The sequence below is a fragment of the Streptomyces sp. NPDC002176 genome (assembly GCF_044903645.1).
Lineage (GTDB): Bacteria > Actinomycetota > Actinomycetes > Streptomycetales > Streptomycetaceae > Streptomyces.
Genome location: NZ_JBJDQW010000004.1, coordinates 510,877 through 532,597 on the forward strand (window position 1 = coordinate 510,877; position 21,721 = coordinate 532,597).

Consider the following 21,721-nt stretch of genomic DNA (forward strand, 5'->3'; position numbering starts at 1 on the left):
TGATGCTCACGATCGCCGCCCAGGAGCAACTGCTGCCCGGTGACACCCTCCAGGCCAAGTGGGAGTTCGCGCAGGACGCCGGATACGGCGCCATCGAACTGCGCGCCAAGGGCGACCTCCACTTCGCCGGTCGCCTGGACGAACTCAAGCAGGCCGCCAAGGACGGGGTGGTCATGCCCACCGTCTGCGTCGACATGCCGCACTTCCTCGGCGCCTTCGACGCGGAGCTGCGCCGCGACGCCGTCGCCCAGCTCAAGTCCCAGCTCACCGTGATCGCGGAGATCGGCGGCCGGGGCGCCCAGACTCCCGCGTCCTACGGCATGTTCTCCCGCCGCCTGCCGCCCTTCGAGCCCCCGCGCAGCGAGGAGCAGGACCGCGAGATCCTCCTCACCGGCCTCACCGAGCTGGGCGAACACGCCCGCAGGGAGGGCGTCACGCTCTATCTGGAGCCGCTCAACCGGTACGAGGATCACATGGTCAACCGGCTGGAGCAGGCCGCCGATCTGATCCGCGCGACCGGTCTGGACTCGGTCCGGATCGGCATCGACAGCTACCACATGAACATCGAGGAGAGCGACCCGTCGGCCGCGATCCTGGCCCACGCCGAGTACATCGGTCACGCCCAGGTCTCCGACTCCAACCGCCTCCAGCCCGGCGCCGGTCACCTCGACTGGCCCGCCTGGCTCGGCGCCCTGCACACCATCGGCTACGACGGCGTCCTCGCCGCCGAATGCCGACTCGGCGGCGACCCCGTCGAGGCCGTCCGCTCCGTCCCGGCGTTCCTGCGGAGGTCGGGCGCATGACGGCCGTGCTCGAACGCCCCTCCCCCGCCCGCACCCTGAGGCGCGGCGCGGCACGGGTCCTGCTGGACAACTGGACCGGGACCGCCACCGTCCCCTCCCGCACGCTCTACCCACACCAGTGGAGCTGGGACTCCGCCTTCATCGCCATCGGGCTGCGCCACCTCTCCGCCCGACGCGCCCAGCGCGAACTGGAGTCCCTGCTCGCCGGGCAGTGGGCGGACGGCCGTATCCCGCACATCGTCTTCAACCCGGCCCAGCCGTACGACGCTTACTTCCCGAGCCCCGACTTCTGGCAGTCCTCGACCGCGGGGCGGCCCTCCGGGGCCCCGGCCGCGCCGGAGACCTCGGGCATCGTCCAGCCGCCCGTCCACGCGCTCGCCGCCTGGCTCGTGCACCAGGCGGACCCGGCCGAGTCGGACCGGCGCGGCTTCCTCGCCCGTGTCCACCCCCGGCTGGCCGCCTGGCACGACTACCTGCTCACCCGGCGCGACCTCGGGGGCGGCGGCCTGGCGGCCGTGGTCCACCCGTGGGAGCCGGGCATGGACAACAGCCCTTGCTGGGACGGGCCGTTGGGCTCGGTCGGCCCGGCCGACCCCGACACCTACCGGCGTGCCGACCTCGACCACGGCCAGGCCGCCGACCGCCCCACCGACCTGGACTACGGCCGCTACGTCCGCCTCGCCACCGACTACCGCGCCACCGGCTACGACGACCGCGCGACCGAGCACGCCTTCGCCGTCGAGGACCCCTGCTTCAACGCGCTGCTCATCGCCAGCGAACGGGCCCTCGCCGCGATGGCCCGCCACCTCGGCGCGAGCGGCGCCGAGCACGAGGAGCGTGCGCGGGCCCTCACCGAGCGGCTGGTGGAGCGGCTGTGGGACGAGGAGGCCGGACTGTTCCAGGCCCGCGATCTGGTGGCGGGCGGGCTGATCGTCGAACGCGGCGTCACCGGCCTCGTCCCGCTCATCGTGCCGGGGCTGCCGACCGGGATCGCCCACCGTCTCACCGACACCGTCGCCGGGCCCCACTTCCGGGCCCCCGGCACCGGGCTGGTCCCCAGCTACGACCTCACCGGGCACGCCTTCGACCCACAGCGGTACTGGCGCGGACCGGCCTGGTTCAACACCGCCTGGCTGGTCCACCAGGGTCTGCGCACCCATGGTCACCACGCCCGCGCCGATGAGCTGCGCCGGAGCTTCCTGGCCGAGGCGGGGCGGTCCGGCTTCGCGGAGTACGTCGACCCCACCACCGGTGACGGCCGGGGCGCCCGGAACTTCTCCTGGACCGCCGCCCTCACCCTCGACCTGCTGCACCCCGAGGTCGCTCACGAAGAGGAGCCCCTGCGATGACCCCGGCCGACCCCCACGTCCAACTGGTCCGGGACGCCACCTTCGCCCGCCTCGACACCACGGGCGGCATCGCCGGCGTACGCGGCACCGCCCCCGACGGGCTGTTCGCGCGCGACGGCCGCCATCTGAGCCGCTGGCAGCTCACGGTCGACGGCAGCCACCCGACCGTCCTCGTACCGGCCTCGCGCGAGGACGACCACACGACGTCGTGCGTACTGACCCCGAAGGGCACGCGCGACGCCCCGCCCGCGTACACGGTCTTCCGTCAACAGAGCTTGGCGGCAGGCGAGTTCACCGAGCACCTGCGTCTGGTCAACAACCGCCCGGACGCCGTGACGGCCCGCCTCGAACTCACCGTGGACTGCGACTTCGCCGACCTGTTCGAGCTGCGGGCCGACGACCGGGACTACCCCAAGCCGGACGGCAGGCGGGAGGTCCGGACGGTGGCCGGGGGCCTGGTCTACGCGTACCACCGGGCCGACTGGCACGCCGGGACGACGGTCACGTGTCAGCCCGAGCCGGACGGCATCGCCACCCCGGACGCCGGGACCACGGCCCGTACGCTCGCCTGGGAGCTGGACCTGGCCGAGCACGGTGAGGCCGAACTGCACCTGACGGTCCGCACCGACCCGTCCCCGCCCTCCTCGTCCCCGGCCGTCGGGCGGACCGCGCCGGAGGTCACCGACGACCTGGACCGTGCCTGCGAACGCGGCCTGGCCGACATCGACTTGCTGACCATCGCGGTCGAGGGCGTGGACGGCGAGCCGGTGCGCGTCCCGGCCGCAGGCATCCCGTGGTTCCTCACCCTCTTCGGCCGCGACTCGCTGCTGACCTCGTACTTCCTGCTCCCCTACCGCCCCGGCACCGCGGCCGCCACCCTCAGCGCCCTCGCGGCGACCCAGGGCACCCGGTACGACGACTTCAGCGGCGAGCAGCCCGGCCGGATCGTGCACGAGACCCGCCAGGGGGAGCTGGCCCACTTCCGCCAGGTCCCCTACGGCCGCTACTACGGTGCCGTCGACGCCACCCCGCTGTTCCTGGTCCTGCTCCACGCCCACCACGAGACCACCGGTGACCCGGCACTCGCCTCGCGCCTGGAGCAGCACGCCCGCCGCGCCGTGGACTGGATGCTGACCGACGGTGGCCTCTCGCAGCACGGCTACCTCGTCTACTCCCCCGACCCGAACGGACTGGTCAACCAGAACTGGAAGGATTCAGCCGGGGCGATCTGCTTCACCGACGGCACCCAGGCGCAGGGAGCGATCGCGGTGTGCGAGGCGCAGGGTTACGCGTACGACGCGCTGGTCCGTACGGCGGAACTGTCGGAGAAGGTCTGGGGGGACACGGAGTACGCCGCTCAACTCCGCTCTCAGGCTGCGAACTTGAGGCACCGCTTCGCCGACGACTTCTGGATGCCGGGCCCCGGTTTCCCGGCCCTGGCGCTGGACGGTGACGGCCGCCAGGTCGACGCGCTGGCCTCGGACGCCGGACACCTCCTCTGGTCCGGCATCCTCGACGACGGCCCCGCCCGGCAGGTCGGCCGACGCCTGCTGGAACCCGACTTCTTCTCCGGCTGGGCCATCCGCACCCTCGCCGCCGGTCAGCGCCCCTACCACCCGCTCTCCTACCACCGCGGCAGCGCCTGGCCCCACGACAACGCAGTCATCGCCCTCGGCCTCGCCCGCCACGGCCTCCACGCCGAACTCCGCACCCTGTCCGAGGCGTTGACGGCAGCAGCGGCCCACCACGGCCACCGCCTCCCGGAAGTCCTCGCCGGGTACGCCCGCGACTCGACGTCCACCCCGGTCCCGTACCCCCACTCCTGCTCCCCCCAGGCGTGGGCGGCGGCAACTCCCTTGGCCCTGCGGACCGCGTTGGGGGACGTTGCCTGAGTCCGACGCGCGTGATTGGCTCGGCCGATGGAACTTCTGCTGACGTCGGCCGGTCTGCGCAACGAGACCCTGAAGGACGCCCTGCGGGACATGCTGGGCAAGCCGTTCGGGTCGGCGAACATCGTATACGTCCCGACGGCGTCCATGGCCGAGTCCGGCGACCACGGGTGGCTTCTCGCCGACATGGCCCGCGTGCACGGCCTGGGCTGGCGGGAGTTCGACATCCTGGAACTGAACGGCCTGCCGCAGCAGTTGGTGCTCGACCGACTGCTGCGCGCCGACGTCATCTACGTCGGCGGCGGCAACCACTACCACCTCGCCCGCAGCATCACCGGCAACGGCCTGGCGGACGGCTTCCTGGAGGCACTGGCGGACCGGGTCTACGTGGGACTGAGCGCCGGATCGATGATCCTCAGCAGGCATCTCACCGAACACTCCGCCGACGTCCTCGGGGACACGGCGGACCTGCACCTGCTCGGCGCGACCACCGTGACCCCGCCCTTCGGCCTCCTCGACTCGTACCTGAAGCCCCACCTGTACTCCCCGGACTTCCCGGAACGCGACGACGCCTGGGCCGACCGCATCGTCGCGCGGGCAGACTTCCCGATCCACTTCATCGACGACGACACCGCGCTTCGCGTCCGCGACGACAAGGTGGACATCGTCTCGGAGGGCCGGTACCGCTTCCACCCGTGACCGTCCCTCATTGCGGCGGTGACCGTCAGCGGATGGGTAACGCGCTGTCCCTCCGGCACGCGATCTGTGGCGTTTCGTGCGATTGCCTCCGATAGGTCCGAGATAGCGTCACGCTCACGAAGGGCGAGAGACGGTTGTCTCCGCCGAAAATGTGGGTGCGGCCGGATCGATCGGAGGTGTGGTCGTGTCGGTCGACATGAGCACCGTGGACGAAGCGAAGTTGAACGAACTGCTCGGGAAGGTCGTGACCGATCTGGGTGCGGTCGCGGCGGCGCCCCTGGCTCTGCTCGGGGAGAGGCTGGGGCTTTTCCGGGCCCTCGCGGACGGCGAAGCCGTCACCCCGGGCGGGCTCGCGGAGCGCACCGGGACCACCGAGCGCAACGTCCGCGAATGGCTGGCCGCGATGGCCGCCAGCGGATACCTGAACCACGAGGGCGACGACCGCTTCCGTATGACACCGGAACAGAGTGCGGTCTTCGCCGACGAGAACAGCCCGGCCTTCGCGCTGGGCGGGTACCAGGCGTTCCTGTCCTGCGGCTCGGCCGAGGAGCAGGACCGGCTGGAGCGCGCCTTCCGGGACGGCCACGGCGTCGGCTGGCACGAACACCACCCTGACCTGTTCGCGGGCACGGGCCGCTTCTTCCGTCCGGGCTACGCCGCGCATCTGGTGGACGAGTGGCTACCGGCGCTGACCGGTGTGGTGGAGAAGCTGCGCGATGGCGGCAGGGCGGCCGACGTGGGCTGTGGACTGGGCCACTCCACTGTGATGATCGGCCAGGCGTTCCCGGACGCGCTGGTGACCGGCTTCGACAGTCACGTACCGTCCGTCGAGGCGGCCCGGGAGCTGGCGGCGGAGAGCGGTGTCGGGGGCCGGGTCTCGTTCGAGGTGGCGGGTGCGAAGGACTTCGCCGGTGGGCCGTACGACCTGATCGCGTTCTTCGACTGCCTGCACGACATGGGTGACCCGGTCGGCGCCCTGGCACACAGCAGGGAGCAGCTGGCCGAGGGCGGCAGCATCATGCTCGTGGAGCCGTTCGCGGGCGACCGGTTGGAGGAGAACCTCACCCCGCTGGGCCGCACGTTCTACAGCGCCTCGTCCCTGATCTGCACCCCGGCCTCGCAGTCCCAGGAGGTGGGCCGCGCTCTGGGCGCCCAGGCGGGCGAGGAGCGCACCCGCCAGGTCGCGTCGGAGGCCGGTCTGACCCGGTTCCGCCAAGCGGCGCAAACCCCGTTCAACATCGTCTACGAGGCCCGCGTCTGACGGCCCCAGCCGCCCACCCAGCCCCGTGTTACGGTACCGAGTACCACATGGAACTCGGTACCGAAGGAGCCTGCCATGGGCAGCCGGACGATCGTGTTGACCGGAGTGACCCGCGGTTTCGGCCGCGAGGCCGTCGAGTTGCTGATGCGGGAACGGCCGCAGGACCACTACGTCGTGCTGGCTCGCCAGGGCGGCGCACGCCTCGCCGCGGAACTCGTCGAGGCCACCGGTGCCACCGGGGTCACGGGCGTGGACTGTGACCTCGCTTCGCTCGCCGAGATCAGGCGAGCGGTGGAGGAGATCCTGCGCGGGCTCGACACCGGACGCCTCCCGCCCCTGGGTGGCTATCTCGGCAACGCCGGCCTGACGCTCACGACGACCGGGAAACGCACCACGGACGGGTACGAGATGACCTTCGGGGTCAATGTGCTGTCCCACTACCTGCTCGTCAGGGAGCTGCTGCCCCGGTTCACCGGTCCGGGCTGGATCGTGCTCACCTCGAGCGACTGCCACTTCGGGCAGTTCCGCCACACACTCGGCGCCACACCGCCGCCGCGCTGGGAGACGCCGGAACGACTGGCCACGCCCCGTACCGGTGGAGCGAGAGAGGCCGGGCGGGCGTACGCGACCAGCAAACTCGGCGTCATCTATCTGACCCACGCGCTGGCCCGGCGCCTGCCCGACGACGTCGGCGTCTACTCCTACAACCCGGCGCTCGTCGCGGGCACCGACTTCTTCCGCCACGCCCCGGGGCCCGTGCGGGGCGTGCTCAACGGGTTCTTCCAGCTTCAGCGCCTCCTCGGCCGGGGCATGACGCCGCGGCAGGCGGGCGCCCGGCTCACCGAGACGATCCTGACCGGGCCGACCGCCCGGACCGGGTCCTACCTCGATCGCGGCCGCGACGTCCCGTCATCGCCGGAGTCGTACGACGAGGGCCGCGAGGAGGAGCTGTGGCGCGAGGCCGCCCGCCTCGTCGACGCCGACCGGCGGGTGGAAGGGGCGGATATCCTGGCCGAATGAGCGTGAACGAGTTTCCGGTGGAGTCATTGCGGGACCGCAAACGCCGCCGGACCCGGGAACGGATCATCGAGACGGCCTTCGCGCTCTTCATGGAGCGGGGGTTCGATGTCGTCACCGTGGACGAGATCGCCCAGCGGGCCGAGATCGGCCGCACCACCTTCTTCCGCTACTTCGGTGACAAGCAGGAAGTCGTCTTCTCCACCGAGGACGACTTCCTGGGCGCACTCGCCGCGGCCATGCGCGATGCGCCCGCCGAGCCGGTCCAGGATCTCGCGCAGGCGCTCGCCACATCGCGGCGGCTGCTGCTCGCCCTCTGCACCGAGGCCGCCCGCGACCCCGGCCACTACGCGGTGTACCACCGTCTGGTCACGCAGCACCCCGAGCTCGAGGACCGGCACACCCGCAAGACCCGGCACTACGCCGACCTCCTCGAGAAACACCTGCTCGACCACGACGCCCCGCCCGCCACCGCCGTCCTCGCCGCCCAGTTGACCCTCGCCTGCTACCAGGCGGCGTGGCGCCTCGGCGGCCCCGACGCGACGGCGGTGCTCCGTGAGGCGAATGACGCCTTCGACCTCCTGCTGGGCGCCACCCCCACCTGACCGGCGGCCCGACCTTCGTTGAATTCGCGAGACGTCGTCCTCGGACTCAGCGCACACGTGCCGCGGCCACCCCGGCGAGCGAGTCCAGAGTCGCCTCCATGCCAGCCGTGTTGTGCGCTTTCAGATCGAGGAGTTCCTCCCGGCTCTCGCCCATGACGGGGAACAGGTCGTACACGGTCTGAGGGGGCGCGTCGATCCACCGCTCGCGCCGCACCCGCAACTCGGACAGCTCCAGCAGGTCTGACATGGCGAGCCCTTCGGAAGGGTGTCGAGCGTAAGTGAGCGATTCTGCACCGGCAAGGGCGACGGGCGAGCTTCCCTTCCCTCCAACACCCGTTGTTGCATCGAAAGTTGTAGGCGCCCAGGTTCGGCAGAACGGCGCTCGAAGGCGGAGCGGTGCGGTCCCTACCTTCGGATGGTCACTCACCACCGTCCGAGAGGAACGCGGGACATGTCCTCGCTCATCCGATCGCATCCATTGGCCGCCTTCTTCACGCTCGCCTGCACGCTCAGCTGGCTCGGCTGGGTGAACTACATCCTCTCCAACCAGGGCCTGGGCATCATCGATGTCGATTACCCGGCCGTTCTCGGGACCACTCAGCTCCTCGGTGTACTGCCCGGCGCGTACCTCGGGCCGATCGGCTCGGCCCTCATCGTCACCGCCGTCGTCGACGGCCGCGCCGGGCTGCGCGCCTGGGCGGGGCGGCTGTTCCGGTGGCGCGTCGGCGCGCGGTGGTACGCCGTCGCGCTGCTGGCCGTTCCGGCGGGGCTGATGGTGGTCGGAACGGTCTTCTCGGGCGGCCGGATCGCGGCGCCGTCCCTGCTCGGCGCGTATCTCCCGGTCCTCGTGCTCCAGTTGGTCACGACGGGGCTCGCCGAGGAGCCCGGCTGGCGGGACTTCGCCCTGAGCAGGCTGCAGCGGCGGTACTCGCCGCTGGTATCCGCCGCGATCCTCGGACCGGTGTGGGCGGTCTGGCACTACCCCCTCTTCCTCACGGACTGGGCGGAGGGCAATCGCGGGTGGGCGGGGCTGCTCGCGTTCACCGTGTTCTGCGTGTCGTTCAACGTCGTGATGTCGTGGATGTTCAACCGCACGAACGAGTCGCTGCCCCTGTCGATGCTCATGCACGTCAGCGTCAACACCTTCGTCTCCGTGCTCTGGGCGGACATCTTCCCCGGCCTCGCCACCGTCGCCATCCCCGTCATGTCCGTGGGGTCCGTGGTGGCGGCGCTCGCGATCATCACGCTGACCCGGGGCCGACTCGGTCACCCGGCGCCGGTGGAAACGGCGGTCGCGGTCGAGCGCCACGGCGCTCCCCTACACTCCTGATGATGACCACTTCGCGGAGCGCCGCCGGCCGGGAAGCGCGGGGCGGCGCCGTGGTCGCGGGGGTCTGCTGCCTCGTCCTCGGACTCGCGATCCTGCTGGCCGTGCCGCCCGTCGCCGAGCTGCCGGGCAGTTCCGGGACCGTTCCCGCCGTCGGCTCGGCGGCGTGGTGCGCGATCCTCGTCGCCGTGGCGGTGCAGTCGGGCGCGGTCGCGCTGAGCACGCGGAAGCCTCGTACCGCCGTAGCGGTGGTCGTCCTCACCGCGCTGCTGCTCGTCGTTGTCGCGCCGGGCGACCTCGTCAGCGTGACCGCGGCGCCCGAGATCGCCGCCGCTTATCGGATCGCCGTGACGACCGGTCACCGACTGCGGAACGGGACGGCAGTGGCACTGTTCGCCGGGGTCACGGCCGCCACCGCCGTGAACGCCGTACGTTCCGGCGCGGCGGGTCCGCTCGTCGCGCTGGGACTGGGCGTCGGTCAGGGTCTGATCGTCGTCGGGGTTCCGCTGCTCATCGCCCTTGTCGTCGTCGGCAGGCGTGAGGTGCGCGCGGCCCACGAGCGGGAGATCGCCGCGCTGTCGGGCGAGAGGGAGGCCCTGGTCGCCTCGGCGATCGCCGCCGAGCGCATCGCCCTCGCCCGCGATCTGCACGACATCGCCGCCCATCACCTCTCCGGCATCGCCATGCTGGCGGCCGCTCTGGGACGGCAGATCGACGACCGGCCCGCCACCGCGCGGGAGTCGGCGAACGACATCCGCGCACAGAGCATGGCCGTCCTCGCCGACCTCCGGAGAATGGTGGGGTTGCTGCGCGACGACGACATGGCACCGCTCGCCGAACGGTCGCTCCGGGCGATCCCCGACCTGCTCGAACCACGGCGCGCGGACGGTCCCGGCATCGGTCTCACCGTCCGGCCGGACGGCGCCGACCTGGGCGCCGGGGTCTCCGCCCTCGCCCAGGTGGTCGGCTACCACATGGTCCAGGAAGCCCTGGCGAACGCGTCCCTGCACGCGCCCGGCGCACGATGCTCCGTGATGCTCGACGGCACCGGCGACGACCGCGTCGCCATCACCGTCCGCAACGACCGCGCCCCGGGCCCTGTGCCCGCATCGGGACGAGGGGGCTTCGGCCTGATCGGCATGGGTGAGCGGGCCGCCCTCGTGGGAGCGAGCGTCGACTACGGGCCGACGCCAGACGGCGGATGGCAGGTCACGCTGGAGCTGCCGCGCGAACGGCCGTCGCGGCACCAGCGGCTGACGGAAGGAGTGAAACCGTGACCACGGGAATCCGCGTGGTGATCGCCGATGACCAACCACTCGTGCGGAAGGGACTCGCGGCACTTCTCGAAGCCGAGGACGGCATCGAGGTCGTCGGCGTCGCCGAGGACGGGGCGGAGGCCCTGCGGCTGATCCGGCAACTGCGCCCGGACGTGGCGTGCCTCGACATCCGCATGCCGCGGATGAACGGCGTGGACGTCGCGCGCGCCGTGCAGCACGACCAGGTCGAGGTGCTCATGCTCACCACCTTCGACCTGGACGAGTACGTCTTCGGCGCGCTGGAGGCGGGCGCCGCGGGGTTCCTGCTCAAGGACTCCGATCCGGACGTCATCGCCCACGCCATCCGCCAGGTCGCCCTCGGCCGCGGCATGATCGATCAGGGACTCACCCGACGCGTCCTGCGCGCCTTCGTCGCGCACCGCCCGGCGCGGCCCGTCACCGTACGGGAGGACGCGGTGGCGGGCGGCATCCTCACGCTGCGCGAACTCGACATCCTGCGGCTGCTCGCGCAGGGCATGAGCAACAGCGACATCGCGTCCGAGCTGTGTATCGAACCGTCCACGGTGAAGTCCCATCTCGCCCGGATGCTGCCCAAGCTCGGCGCGGCCTCACGTCTCCAAGCGGTCGTCTGGGCCTACCAGAACCGGGTGGTCGCCCTGCCGGAGTAGACACGTATCCATGTACCGCTGATACCAGGGTCGTTGGGTCCTGGTTGCGAGACCGACACCGACGGATTCTTGACTCATGCTGATCACACGCACCGACCGGACCGTGCCCATCACCGTGTTCGCGCGGACGTCGGTCTCCCCCGAAACCGCGTTCTCCGTCATCGCCCCGATCGATCTCTCCCTGGTGTTCAAGGCCGACCGCTTCTTCCCCGGCGTCAGCCACATCGAGGGCCAGCACGACACCTGGGACCGCGCCGGGGTGGCCCGGCAGCCGCACTTCACCGACGGCTCCCACGTCACCGAGCGGCTGACCGAGTACACCGCACCGCACGGCTTCGCCTACGAACTCACCGGCTTCACCAACGTGCTCAACCGCCTGGCCCAGGGCGTCCGCGGCGAGTTCTCGTTCCTCCCGGACGGCACGGGGACGAACATCCGATGGACCTACGAGTTCAAACCGCGCCGGGGGCGTGGATGGGTCCTCAACGGTCCGTTCAAACCCTTGTGGCAGCGCTACATGCAGCGGGCCATCGACCGCATGGTCGACATGACCGAGGGCCGGGACCCTCGGTAGTCATGGCCTCCCACTGGTCTGTGGCGAACTGGCCTTTACCTCCTCCGCCCCCGGGGTGAGCCCCTTGGCGGAGTCGCCGGACCTTGCCACCAGCCAGTACAGCGTGGCCGGGATGGCGAGGCCGATGATCCAGGAGATGTCCGCGCCGCCGAGGGGGGCGACGAGGGGGCCGGTGTAGAACGACGTGGCCAGGAAGGGGAGTTGGGCCAGAACGCCGATCGCGTAGACGATCAGGGCGTCGGGGCGCCAGGCGCCATAGCGGCCGTGGGGGTCGAAGAGGGCGGGGATGTCGTAGCGCTCGCGGGAGATCAGGTAGTAGTCGACGAGGTTGATGGCGGACCAGGGGGTGAAGAAGGTCAGCAGGAACAGCAGGAAGTCCTTGAACGAGACGAGGAAGCTGTCCTTGCCGAGCAGGGCCAGCGCGGTGCCGGTCAGCATGATGACGGCGATGTACGCGGCCCGGCCGCGCGGTGACAGTGTCCGCTGGCCGCGGAAGCCGCTGATCCCCGTGACCATGGAGATGAAACCGCCGTAGGTGTTGAGGACGTTGATGGTGAGCTTGCCCAGGGCGATGACGAAGTACAGGAGCGACGCGGCCGCCCCGGCGCCGCCGAGCGAGACGACGTAACCGACCTGGTCGTCGAGGAACCGCTCCCCCGCGCTCGCCGCCACCAGCACGCCGAACGTCATGGACCACTGGGAGCCGAGCGCCGAACCGGACAGCGTCCACCAGAACGTGGCCCGGGCGCTGGTCGTGCGCGGCAGGTAGCGCGAGTAGTCGGCGACGTACGGGCCGAAGGCGAGCTGCCAGGACGCGGAGAGCGACATGGCCAGGAGGAACATCGGCAGGGAGAAGTGGGCGTCGCCGAACAGCGCGCCCGCGTCGACGCGGTCGAGCAGCCGGACGCCCAGGAAGACGAAGGCGACGGCGCAGACGGCGCTCGCGACGCGGCCCAGGACGTGGATGACGCGGTAGCCGATCGCGGCCACGACGGCGGTCAGCACGGCGAAGGCGACGATGCCCGTGGTGTCGTCGGTGTGGGTGAGGCGGGCGGTGGCCTGTCCGGCGAGCACGCTGCCGCTGGCGAAGAACCCGATGTACATCAGGATGACGAGGAGCAGCGGCACCGCGGCGCCCCGGACGCCGAACTGGGCCCGCGACTGGATCATCTGCGGGAGTCCGAGCCTCGGGCCTTGCGCGGAGTGCAGTGCCATGACGGCGCCGCCCAGCAGGTTGCCCGCGACGAGCCCCGCGAGGGACCAGACGACGTCGCCGCCGAAGACGACGGCCAGGGCGCCGGTGACGATGGCGGTGATCTGCAGGTTCGCACCGAGCCAGAGCGTGAACTGGCTGAACGCCCGGCCGTGTCGCTCGCTGTCCGGCACCACGTCGATGGAGTGCCGCTCGATCATGCCGTCGGCCCCGCCCGGGCTGGTGGTGCGCGCGTCCCTGTGGTCGGTACGACCTGCCCTGGTCATCGTCTGCCCTCCGCGCGCTGGTCCACCCGCTCTGCATATTGGCATGCAGACTCTGACTCACTGAATGATTTGTCAATACTCTGCCGACCCGACGGTGATCAGCTCATGCCGGATGAGCCGACCGGACCCCGAGGGTTCGGTCGGCTCACGCGTGGGCGGGGCTCAGCTCGTCCGGCAGGTCAGGGCCGGTGCGGCGGCGCCTCCCGGTGCCGCGCCGAAGCCGAACGACGCGGTCGCGCCGGGAGCGAGCGCTCCGTTGTGACCGGCGTCGGTGACCGTCACCGCCTTCCCGGTCTGGGTGTAGGAGGCGTTCCACATCCCGCTGATGCTCTGCGGGCCCTCCCAGGTCCAGGTGACGCGCCAGCCCTTCGTCGCCGTGCTGCCGGTGTTCTTCACGGTGATATCGGCGTTGAAGCCGCTGCCCCAGTCACTGCTCACCTTGTACGTCGCCGTGCAGCCCGCGTCTCCCCCGCCGGAGCCGGAAGTCTTCGCGGTCACCGACACCGAGGCGGCGGAGGTGTTGCCCGCCGCGTCCCGCGCCCGCACGGTGTAGCCATAGCTCGTGCCCGCGGTGAGCCCAGTGTCGGTGAACGAGGTGCCGGTGGCCGAACCGGCCCTGGTGGTGCCCCGGTACACGTCGTACCCGGTCACGCCGGTGTCGTCGGTGGACGCCGACCAGCTCAGCGAGACCGAGGACGCCGTCGTGCCGGTCACGGTCAGCCCGGTCGGCGCGGAGGGTGCCGTGGTGTCGTCCCCGCCGCCCGAGCCGCCCGCGGCGAAACCGGGGGCCTTGATGCTCGCGAGGTAGCCGTCCTTGACGGTGTCCACGCTCTGCCAGTCGTCCTTCAGAATGCCGCCGGTGTCACCGGAGTTCGGGTTCCAGGACCAGAACGTCCACTGGAAGCTGTCGGCGCCCGCGGTTTTGGTGGGGCGCAGATAGTCGACGAGGGCGGCGAGCCACTTCTGGTCCACCCCGGCCTGCAGGGTGGTGCCGAACTCGCCGAGCAGCACCGGCGCGGTGTTCTGCTTGAAGAGGTAGCCCCAGTGCTCGTCCCAGATGGCGGGCATGTTGGCCGGGAACGACGGGTCGCTGAACCAGGGCTGCTGGGCGACGCTGGTGGCGTAGTCGTGTGCGCGGAGTACACCAGGCGGCCGGGGACGTTCAGCCGTACCGGCGCGGCGGCGGCACCGGCCAGGTTGCCGCCCCACCAGTAGCTCTTGCCGCCGACGGTCTGCACACCCTCCACGAAGATCAGCAGGTCGGGGTTGGCGGCCAGTACCGCGTTCCCGGCCCGTTCGGCGGCGAGGCGCCAGTCGGTGGCCTGGTCGCCGCAGCCCCAACAGGCCGGGTCGTGCGGCTCGTTGTGGAGGTCGATGCCGACCACGGCCGAGTTGCCCCGGTAGCGGGTGGCCAGCGCCTTGAGGTCGCTGATCCAGGTGCTCTCCGGGACGGCGGAGGTGTACCAGAGCGCGGACTGCGCCGACGAGTCGGGCCGATGGCGGTCGAGGACCACCTTCAGGCCGATCGAGCCCGCGTAGTCGACGATCTTGTCCATGACCTGGAGGGAGTTGAGGCCCTGGAGGTCGGCGTTGAGGCCGTTCGCGTACGAGATGCCGTTCGGGGTGGTGCCCTTGAAGATGTCGTCGCTGTAGGGCAGGCGGATGGTGTTGTACCCGAGTGACTTCATCTGGTCCGTCATGGACTTGTAGTCGCGCGACCAGAGGCCGTGGGCCACGTAGTTGGCCGTCTCGAACCCGAACCAGTTGATGCCGGCCATCCGCACCGGCTGGTTCTGCGCGTCGAGCAAGCGCCGTCCACTGGTGTGCCAGGAGCCGGTGCCCGGCGCGGCGGCATCCCTCGCGGGGGCGGCCTGCGCGGAGACGGTGGTGAGCGGGATCAGCGCGGAGACCGCCAGCAGCAGGGCGACCAGGGCGTGTCGGAGGCGGCGTACGAGCGGGTGTCGCATCGGAGTCCTCTCCAGAGCTGTGGGAGCGCTCCCACCTTCAGGCGGAAGGGAGTTCGGGTGCTGGTGGAGCGGAGGGGTGTCCGGCGCGACGGCTCTCATCGGTCCGAGCGGAGTGCCCCATGCCGGGCGGGCCTCGTGCGTCGGAACCGGACTGAGCCCATGGAAGCCACTAAGCGTGCACGCGTCAACACCTTGCGCATCGAGCATCTGCGTCTGGGTGTCCGCGACACCCCGGCCCCTCCGCCACCGGTAGCCCACCCCGCCGAGTGTCAGGACGCGACGAGCGGACGCAAGCGCCCCCGGCCCAGCAGCGTGGCCATGGCGTCGGCGTACCGGGAGAGGGCCAGGGCGAGCAGCGTGGCGACGAGTGCTCCGACGGCGAGGCCCGCGAGGATGTCGTGCGGATAGTGGGCGCCGACCCAGACGCGGGAGGCGGCCATCGCCAGCGCGCCGATCGTGGCGATCACACCGAGGCGGGCGCTGACGAACCACAGGGCCACCGCCGCCGCGGCCGCCAGGGTGGCGTGGTTGCTGGGGAAGGACCAGTCGCCGGGAGCGGGACACGCCTCCAGCGTGATCACGTGCAGGGACTGGCAGGGCCGGTTCTCCCGCACCGCCTGCTTCAGCACGGTGCTGACGACGAACGCCAGGACGGTGAGCGCGGGCGCGGCGAGCGCCTTCACGGCCCGCACCGCGTCCCGATGGCGGGCCTGCCACCAGCCGATCAGCATCAGGACGGCGAACAGGGCGAGCCCGTAGGTGGAGTAGCCGGAGATGAGCTGGTCGAGCCAGGACGGCGCGTGATGCGCGGTGTCGACCACGTTGACATAGATCGCGCCGTCGATGCCCGAGCCGTCGTACGCCTGGGTGGTGATCGCGGTGTGCATCAGGCACCCCCGTCCGCACCGCGGGAGCGGCGGGAGCGCAGGAGCTCCAGGCCGACCGGGATGAGCGACACGATGACGATGACGGCGATGATCGGCAGCAGATAGCGGTCGACGTTCGGGACCGACGCGCCGAGCGCGTAGCCCGCCAGCACCAGGCCCACGGTCCACAGCAGACCGCCGACGACCTGCCAGAGGGCGAAGGTGCGCGCCGGGACGGCGAGGACTCCCGCCAGCGGGTTCAGTACGGTCCGCACGACCGGGAGGAAGCGGGCGAGCACGATGGCCTTGGCGTGTCCGTACCGCTCGAGGATGTCCGCCGCCCGGTCCGCGCCTTCACCGATCCTGCGGGACTTCGTACGCTTGAGCAGGGCCGGACCGGCCCGGCGGCCGAGCAGGTAGGCGAACTGGGCTCCGGTGAGCGCGCCGGTCGCGGCCGCGGCGAGGACCCAGCCCAGGGAGAGGTGGACCGAGCCTCCGGCCGAGCCCGAGGCGCACAGCAGTCCGGCCGTGAACAGCAGGGAGTCGCCCGGCAGGAAGAACCCGATCAGCAGGCCGGTCTCGGCGAAGAGGATCACGGCGATGCCGAGCGTGCCGAAGGTGGCGAGCAGCGACTGGGCGTCGAGCACGTTCACTGCGAGTTGGAGCGGGGGTGCTGCGTGGTGCGCGAGCGTCATCGGCGCTGGCCCCTTCAATGGTGACGGTCGGGTATACCGGACACGGACGGACCGGGACCTCTGCGGGAACGAGGTGGCAGTCCACTTGCGTCTACAGGACTGTAGTCGGTCTACTTCACTGTAGACGACTCGAAGGAGGGCAGGGTTCCATGACCGAGGCAGTGGGTGAGCGCAGACCCGCCGGTGAGCTGGAGGCGAGTGTGCTGGCGGCCCTGTGCGCGGCGGGTCGGCCGCAGTCGGCCGCCGATGTGCGGGCCGCGATACCGCAAGAGCTGGCCCGCACCACGGTGGCGACCCTCCTCGCGCGGCTCTTCGAGAAGGGGGCGGTGGGGCGGAGTCCGGGGCGGCGCGGCTTCCTGTACTTCGCGCGGGAGGACTCCCACGGCCTGACCGCGCAGCGCATGCACCGGGAACTGGACCAGGACGACGACCGCAGTACGGTACTGGCCAGGTTCGTCGAAGGGCTCAGCGCGGCCGACGAGGCGGAGCTCAAGCGCCTGCTGGACGGAGGCGGCCGTTGATCACCCTGCTGCTGGTCCCCCTCGTCCTGCCGTGGGTCCTGCCGCCGCTGGCGCGGCGCGCCGTGGAGAGGGTCCGGCCCGAGACCGCGCTGTGGACGGTCACCTGCGCCACAGCCGCACTGGCCGTGGGGGTCGTGGCGAGCCTGGGCGTCCTGCTGCTGCCGCTGGCCCTCGCCTTCCCTCCGGCAGCCGCGCTCGCGGAGCTGATCCGGCCGCTCACCATGGGCCCGCGACCACTGGTCCTGGGGGTCTCCGCGCTCTCCTGCGCCGCACTCGCCCTGACCGCCGTACGCGTCGTACGCGGGGCCGCGTCGGAGGTGGCGCACCTGCGCACCGTACGTCGGCTCGTCCGCGGCCTCCCGGACGCCGGGGGGCTGTGCGTCCTGGACGACCCCCGTCCCGACGCGTTCGCACTGCCGGGCGGACCGGCCCGGTCGGACCGGATCGTCGTGACCACCGGCATGCTGCGCGCCCTGGGGCCCTTGGAGCGCGAGGCCCTGCTCGCGCACGAGCGGGCTCACCTGGCCGCCGGACATCACCTCTTCCTGGGCGCCGCCCAGCTCGCCGCATGGTGCCATCCGGCCCTGACGGCTGTCGTCGACCACATCTCGTTCGCCGCCGAGCGGGCGGCCGACGAAGCCGCGGCCCGCCGCTGCGGCGACCGCGGCACCGCGGCGCGGGCCGTCGGGCGCGCCGCCCTGGCGACGAACAGCGCCCGTAAGGCCACCGCCACTCCCACGCTGGCCCCCGGCGCCGCCACCGGTCCGGTCCCGGCCCGAGTGCGGGCCCTACTCTCCCCCGCGCCTGTACGGCGGATGGCTCCGGCCCTGCTGGCCATGCTCCTCGTCTGTACGACGGCCGGGGCGTCCGCGCTGGCCGGTGCCGCCTGGCTGCACCAGGACGTCGAGGTCGCCCAGGGCGAGTCCTCGGGCGACTGACGACCTCTCACCGCGTGGAGTTAGGGCAACGTTCCCTCATCGTCTACATCTATGTAGACTCCGCTGCGGCCGGACGGGTGTGTCCGAGCCACCGGCCCGCGCGCGTGAATCGAGGCATCCATGCCCGCCAGACCGGGCGGCAAGCGACGAGGTCCGCTCCTTCGTGCTGGCGCGGGCTGAGCCGCTGCCGAAGCTCGCGGAAGCCGTGGCGAGTTGAGCAGCTCGCCGCCCAGCAGTAACGGCACACGGACGGAATGCGCCGCCTTCCTCCGGAAAAGCTCCCGACGTCATCCAGAAGGTTGGCCGATGCCCGAAAGCCGAAGGCCCCTCGCCGAGTCGGTGCGTGCCGCCCTGCCACAGGCCGAGCGGGTGCTGGCCTGGCTGGCGGCCCATGAGGACGTCGAACGCACCTTGCGCATCTCGCTCGGCGGACTGCCGAGTGAGCGGGACGAGCGTCTCGCGCAGATGGCCGAGGTCCTCCGGGCCACCGCTCAGGGACTGGGTCCGAGTGCGGCCGCCGTGTGGGCGGGTGTGCCCGAGCACCTGTTGCGGCAGTGGCTGGAGAAGGACCAGGAGTTCGCCGCTGCTGTACGGGCGGCCTCAACTCTGGCTGCGACACACGGACTTGAGCCAGGAGCGAGGACACCGGCGGCGATCCGTACCGTCGTACTCGCCCTGCGGAACGGCGCGTCCTGGGAGGCGGCCGCCACCATGGCGGGGCTCAGCGATCACAAGCTCCGCCAGTTGTGGAGAGCGTCTCCCATGCTGGTCGCCCTGGTGGAGGCGGCGCGTCGCGCCCGGCCCCGCAAGACACGGACGCACGGACCCCTCGACCATCAGCCCCGGACACCGGGCAACGGTTCCGGGTACCGGCTCGTTCGGCGCGACGACACATGAGGGGCCATCTCAAGCACGGTTGATCGGCATCGCGTTTTCGGGAACGTCCCGCCCTCCCGGATCGTCTACTGTGTTGTAGACCGTCTACTGCTTTGTAGTCGCTCCGGGTGGGTGTGCTCACTCCGCGGGGCGCGAAGGAAGGGGCCCCGTCTCATGTCCACCCGCCGGGAAGCCGCGGATCTGGCCGGGAGTGTCACGCTCGGGATCTGGGCCGCGTTCGGCGTGCTGGCCGCGGTGGCCGTCGGGGGCGGAGGCGCGCCGCTGGAGCTCGACCGCGACCTGCTCGCCTGGTCGCTCGGACACCGCCCGGGCGCGGCACTGGCCCTGGCACGCGCGGTGACCAGTACCGGGACGGGCGCGCTCCCGTACGCGCTGATCGTGGTGGCCGCCCTCGTGACCGGGCGCACCTCCCGGCAGCGACTCGGCGCCGCCGTGTTCGGCGTGCTCTGCCTGGGCACCGGCCAGGCCCTCCGGTACGCGGTGATGGGGCTGGCCCACCGGCCGCGCCCGCCGTTCGCGGACTGGGCGACGCACGCCTCCGGTTGGGCCTTCCCTTCCGGGCACAGCACGACGGCCGCGCTCACGGCGGGGCTGCTGCTCGTCGCGGTTTCGCTGCGTGCACCGCGAGGAGGGGTGGCGTTGCGGCTGCTCATCGGCTGCTGGGGTGCGGCGGTGGGGCTCAGCCGGGTCTATCTGGGGGTGCACTGGTTCACCGATGTCGCCGGAGGCTGGTTGTTCGCGGCGGGCTGGCTGGGCGTGTGTCTGTGGGGCGCCGCCCGGTGGCTGCCGGAGCTGTTCCTCGCCGGTCGCGAGCCCCGGCCGAGCACCGAGGAAGACTCATGCGGCCCAAGATCCTGATCGTCGAGGACGACCACGCGCTACGGGACTCGCTCCGCCGTGGGCTGTCCGGCGACTTCGACCCCGTGATGGCCGCCGACGGCGCTACGGCGCTGCGGCTCGCGGACACCGGCGTCGAGGCCGCGGTGCTGGACATCGGTCTGCCCGACTCGGACGGGCGGGACGTGTGCCAGGCGCTACGCGCCAACGGGTTCCGCGCTCCGGTGATCTTCCTGACCGCCCGGCACCAGATCACCGACCGGCTGTCCGGCTTCTCCGCCGGAGGAGACGACTACCTGTCCAAGCCGTTCCATCTCGCCGAGCTGACGGCACGGCTGAGAGCGATGCTGAAACGGTCCGCCGACCGGACCGCGGTGTCGCACGCCGACCTCGTCCTGGACGCCGTCAACCACAGCATGGCGAGCGGCGGTGGCGCGCCCGTCGCCCTGTCCCCGACGGAGTTCCGGCTGCTGGCCGCCCTGGTCGCCGCCCGGGGAAGCATCGTGCGCCGCCTCGACCTCGTACGGACCGGCTGGCCCGAGGGCGCGTACGTCAGCGACAACACGCTGGACCAGTACCTCTCACGGATGCGGCGCAAGCTGCGCGAGGCGGGCAGCGGTCTGTCGATCACCACCGCCCGCGGGGTAGGGCACCGCCTGTCATGACACCGCTGGCACATCGTCTCGCCCCACGCACCCTGCGAGGCCGTCTGTCCCTGGTGGCGCTGACCACGGCGGCGCTGATCATGACGTTGCTGACCATCGTGTTCAACCTGGCCGGCACCCGGCATCTGCGGGCCCAGGCGGACGCGGAACTGCGCGACCGGGCCGAGGCCGTCGCCACCACCGTCGACATCAGCGGCCCACGGGCGCGCGTACGGGAGAGCGTGAACGACCAGCTGCTCGACACCGACGTGTGGATCTACGCGGACGGCCGACTGCTGGAGAGGCCGTCCGTCACGGCATCGCCGGGCGGCCGACTCTCCGCCGTCGCCGCCGACATGGCCGGTACGGGGCGACAGCGGTGCGCGACCGCCGACGGCGGCCTCCCGGTCCGCCTGTGTTCGCTGCCGGTGCCGGGTCCGCACGCCGCCGTGATCGTCACCGCGCTGAGCCTGGGCCCGTACCGCGGGTCCGCCGATGCGCTGCTCATGGCGTCGCTCGTGCTCGACGCCGTGATGCTCGCGTGTACGTACGTCCTCACCCGGCTGTCCGTCGGCCGGGCGCTGCGCCCCGTGCAGTCCATGACCGCCCAGGCCGCCCAGTGGGGTGCGGTGGGGTCCGAGGAGCGGTTCGGCGCGGCGCACCATCCGGTCGAACTGGCCCGGCTCGGAGGCTCGTTGGACGTGTTGCTGGACCGGATACGTTCCGTGCTCCGGCACGAGCGGCAGCTGACCGGGGAGCTGTCCCACGAACTGCGCACTCCGCTCACCCGGATGGTCGTGGAACTCGACTGGTGGCGGGCCCGGCCGCGCTCGGAGGCCGAGACCTGGGCCACCCACCAGCGGCTCTCCGAAGCGGTCCACTCGATGCGCGGTATCTGCGACGCGCTCCTCGACGACGCCCGTGAGCGGGCACTGGACACACCGGGCGCCACCGATGTCCTGCCGGTGCTTGAACGCATGCTTCAGCAGCTCCACTCGGCGGAGGACGTCAGGAGCACGCTCGAGGCCGAGGAGCCGACCATCAGGGCGGCCCTCCCGCCCGCCCTGCTCGAACGCGTTCTCAGTCCGCTGCTGGCCAACGCCGCCCGTTACGCGCGCACGAGCGTGACGGTGTCGGCACGCCGGACCGCCGACGGCGTCCGCGTCGAGGTCACCGACGACGGCCCCGGCGTGCCCGAGGACTTCGTGGGCGAGCTGTTCACGCCCGGTCGGCGCGCCGACGGCGACGACGGGCACGACGGTGCGGGCCTGGGGCTGCCTCTCGCGCGACGGCTGGCCCGCTCCGTCGGCGGTGAGGTCTCCTTCGACTCCGGCCACACGCGCGGAGCCCGGTTCACGATCACGCTGCCCGCCGACTGAGCGACCGGGGCCGGTGAGCGTCGGCCTGC

Annotated in this window: 21 protein-coding genes and 1 pseudogene; 17 read left to right on the forward strand and 5 right to left on the reverse strand. The window is 71.6% G+C overall.

The window, feature by feature from the left end:
- Positions 1–2 precede the first annotated feature (2 nt).
- The 7 genes from ACI2LY_RS21460 to ACI2LY_RS21490 all read left to right on the forward strand — a co-directional run bounded on the left by ACI2LY_RS21460 (position 3) and on the right by ACI2LY_RS21490 (position 7,623).
- On the forward strand, positions 3–803 hold the full coding sequence (locus tag ACI2LY_RS21460) for a sugar phosphate isomerase/epimerase family protein (RefSeq protein WP_404708547.1): 801 nt from the start codon (positions 3–5) through the stop codon (positions 801–803).
- On the forward strand, positions 800–2,152 hold the full coding sequence (locus ACI2LY_RS21465; protein WP_404708548.1) for an MGH1-like glycoside hydrolase domain-containing protein: 1,353 nt from the start codon (positions 800–802) through the stop codon (positions 2,150–2,152). Before ACI2LY_RS21460 ends, ACI2LY_RS21465 begins: the two co-directional genes overlap by 4 nt.
- Complete coding sequence (locus ACI2LY_RS21470; RefSeq protein ID WP_404708549.1) at positions 2,149–4,044, forward strand: glycogen debranching N-terminal domain-containing protein; 1,896 nt, start codon at positions 2,149–2,151, stop codon at positions 4,042–4,044. The genes ACI2LY_RS21465 and ACI2LY_RS21470 overlap by 4 nt, the downstream gene beginning before the upstream one ends.
- Before the next feature lie 27 nt (positions 4,045–4,071).
- Entirely contained in the window at positions 4,072–4,740 is a 669-nt protein-coding gene (locus ACI2LY_RS21475) for a Type 1 glutamine amidotransferase-like domain-containing protein (RefSeq protein WP_404708550.1), read from the forward strand.
- Positions 4,741–4,924: 184 nt separating this feature from the next.
- Positions 4,925–6,001 (forward strand): methyltransferase domain-containing protein, encoded by a 1,077-nt coding sequence (locus tag ACI2LY_RS21480; RefSeq protein ID WP_404708551.1) that lies wholly within the window; start codon positions 4,925–4,927, stop codon positions 5,999–6,001.
- A 75-nt stretch (positions 6,002–6,076) separates the two neighbouring features.
- Positions 6,077–7,021, forward strand: a complete 945-nt coding sequence (locus ACI2LY_RS21485) for an SDR family NAD(P)-dependent oxidoreductase (protein WP_404708552.1) — start codon at positions 6,077–6,079, stop codon at positions 7,019–7,021.
- The gene (locus ACI2LY_RS21490; protein WP_404708553.1) at positions 7,018–7,623 is read left to right on the forward strand and encodes a TetR/AcrR family transcriptional regulator; all 606 of its coding nucleotides are present in this window, start codon (positions 7,018–7,020) and stop codon (positions 7,621–7,623) included. Before ACI2LY_RS21485 ends, ACI2LY_RS21490 begins: the two co-directional genes overlap by 4 nt.
- 46 nt (positions 7,624–7,669) lie before the next feature.
- Here ACI2LY_RS21490 and ACI2LY_RS21495 read toward each other — a convergent pair whose 3' ends face one another.
- Positions 7,670–7,870 (reverse strand): hypothetical protein, encoded by a 201-nt coding sequence (locus ACI2LY_RS21495; protein WP_404708554.1) that lies wholly within the window; start codon positions 7,868–7,870, stop codon positions 7,670–7,672.
- Positions 7,871–8,074: 204 nt separating this feature from the next.
- On the opposite strand from ACI2LY_RS21495, the gene ACI2LY_RS21500 reads away from it, so the two are divergent.
- The 4 genes from ACI2LY_RS21500 to ACI2LY_RS21515 all read left to right on the forward strand — a co-directional run bounded on the left by ACI2LY_RS21500 (position 8,075) and on the right by ACI2LY_RS21515 (position 11,469).
- Positions 8,075–8,953: a CPBP family intramembrane glutamic endopeptidase gene (locus tag ACI2LY_RS21500; RefSeq protein ID WP_404708555.1), complete on the forward strand. Its 879-nt coding sequence runs from the start codon at positions 8,075–8,077 to the stop codon at positions 8,951–8,953.
- A gap of 2 nt (positions 8,954–8,955) precedes the next feature.
- Positions 8,956–10,227 (forward strand): sensor histidine kinase, encoded by a 1,272-nt coding sequence (locus ACI2LY_RS21505; protein WP_404708556.1) that lies wholly within the window; start codon positions 8,956–8,958, stop codon positions 10,225–10,227.
- The gene (locus tag ACI2LY_RS21510) at positions 10,224–10,895 is read left to right on the forward strand and encodes a response regulator (protein WP_404708557.1); all 672 of its coding nucleotides are present in this window, start codon (positions 10,224–10,226) and stop codon (positions 10,893–10,895) included. Before ACI2LY_RS21505 ends, ACI2LY_RS21510 begins: the two co-directional genes overlap by 4 nt.
- A gap of 76 nt (positions 10,896–10,971) precedes the next feature.
- Positions 10,972–11,469 carry an SRPBCC family protein gene (locus ACI2LY_RS21515; RefSeq protein ID WP_404708558.1) on the forward strand — a complete coding sequence of 166 codons (498 nt, stop codon included), beginning with the start codon at positions 10,972–10,974 and terminating at the stop codon, positions 11,467–11,469.
- Here the strand turns inward: ACI2LY_RS21515 and ACI2LY_RS21520 are convergent, their stop codons facing one another.
- The 4 genes and pseudogenes from ACI2LY_RS21520 to ACI2LY_RS21535 all read right to left on the reverse strand — a co-directional run bounded on the left by ACI2LY_RS21520 (position 11,470) and on the right by ACI2LY_RS21535 (position 16,476).
- Positions 11,470–12,882 carry a purine-cytosine permease family protein gene (locus ACI2LY_RS21520; protein WP_404708775.1) on the reverse strand — a complete coding sequence of 471 codons (1,413 nt, stop codon included), beginning with the start codon at positions 12,880–12,882 and terminating at the stop codon, positions 11,470–11,472.
- Positions 12,883–13,110: 228 nt separating this feature from the next.
- A pseudogene (locus ACI2LY_RS21525) lies at positions 13,111–14,915 on the reverse strand (cellulase family glycosylhydrolase).
- A gap of 269 nt (positions 14,916–15,184) precedes the next feature.
- Positions 15,185–15,802, reverse strand: a complete 618-nt coding sequence (locus tag ACI2LY_RS21530) for a phosphatase PAP2 family protein (protein WP_404708559.1) — start codon at positions 15,800–15,802, stop codon at positions 15,185–15,187.
- Positions 15,802–16,476: a DedA family protein gene (locus ACI2LY_RS21535; protein ID WP_404708560.1), complete on the reverse strand. Its 675-nt coding sequence runs from the start codon at positions 16,474–16,476 to the stop codon at positions 15,802–15,804. Before ACI2LY_RS21535 ends, ACI2LY_RS21530 begins: the two co-directional genes overlap by 1 nt.
- Before the next feature lie 149 nt (positions 16,477–16,625).
- Here ACI2LY_RS21535 and ACI2LY_RS21540 point away from each other — a divergent pair, with 149 nt between their 5' ends.
- From ACI2LY_RS21540 to ACI2LY_RS21565, 6 genes are all read left to right on the forward strand, one after another.
- Positions 16,626–16,997, forward strand: a complete 372-nt coding sequence (locus ACI2LY_RS21540) for a BlaI/MecI/CopY family transcriptional regulator (protein WP_388998948.1) — start codon at positions 16,626–16,628, stop codon at positions 16,995–16,997.
- Positions 16,994–17,935: a M48 family metalloprotease gene (locus ACI2LY_RS21545; RefSeq protein WP_404708561.1), complete on the forward strand. Its 942-nt coding sequence runs from the start codon at positions 16,994–16,996 to the stop codon at positions 17,933–17,935. Before ACI2LY_RS21540 ends, ACI2LY_RS21545 begins: the two co-directional genes overlap by 4 nt.
- 306 nt (positions 17,936–18,241) lie before the next feature.
- A complete protein-coding gene (locus ACI2LY_RS21550) occupies positions 18,242–18,832 on the forward strand; it encodes a hypothetical protein (protein WP_404708562.1) in 591 nt (196 codons plus the stop codon).
- A gap of 153 nt (positions 18,833–18,985) precedes the next feature.
- Entirely contained in the window at positions 18,986–19,690 is a 705-nt protein-coding gene (locus ACI2LY_RS21555; RefSeq protein ID WP_404708563.1) for a phosphatase PAP2 family protein, read from the forward strand.
- The gene (locus tag ACI2LY_RS21560) at positions 19,672–20,334 is read left to right on the forward strand and encodes a response regulator transcription factor (protein ID WP_404708564.1); all 663 of its coding nucleotides are present in this window, start codon (positions 19,672–19,674) and stop codon (positions 20,332–20,334) included. Before ACI2LY_RS21555 ends, ACI2LY_RS21560 begins: the two co-directional genes overlap by 19 nt.
- Positions 20,331–21,692 carry a sensor histidine kinase gene (locus tag ACI2LY_RS21565; RefSeq protein ID WP_404708565.1) on the forward strand — a complete coding sequence of 454 codons (1,362 nt, stop codon included), beginning with the start codon at positions 20,331–20,333 and terminating at the stop codon, positions 21,690–21,692. Before ACI2LY_RS21560 ends, ACI2LY_RS21565 begins: the two co-directional genes overlap by 4 nt.
- Positions 21,693–21,721 lie beyond the last annotated feature (29 nt).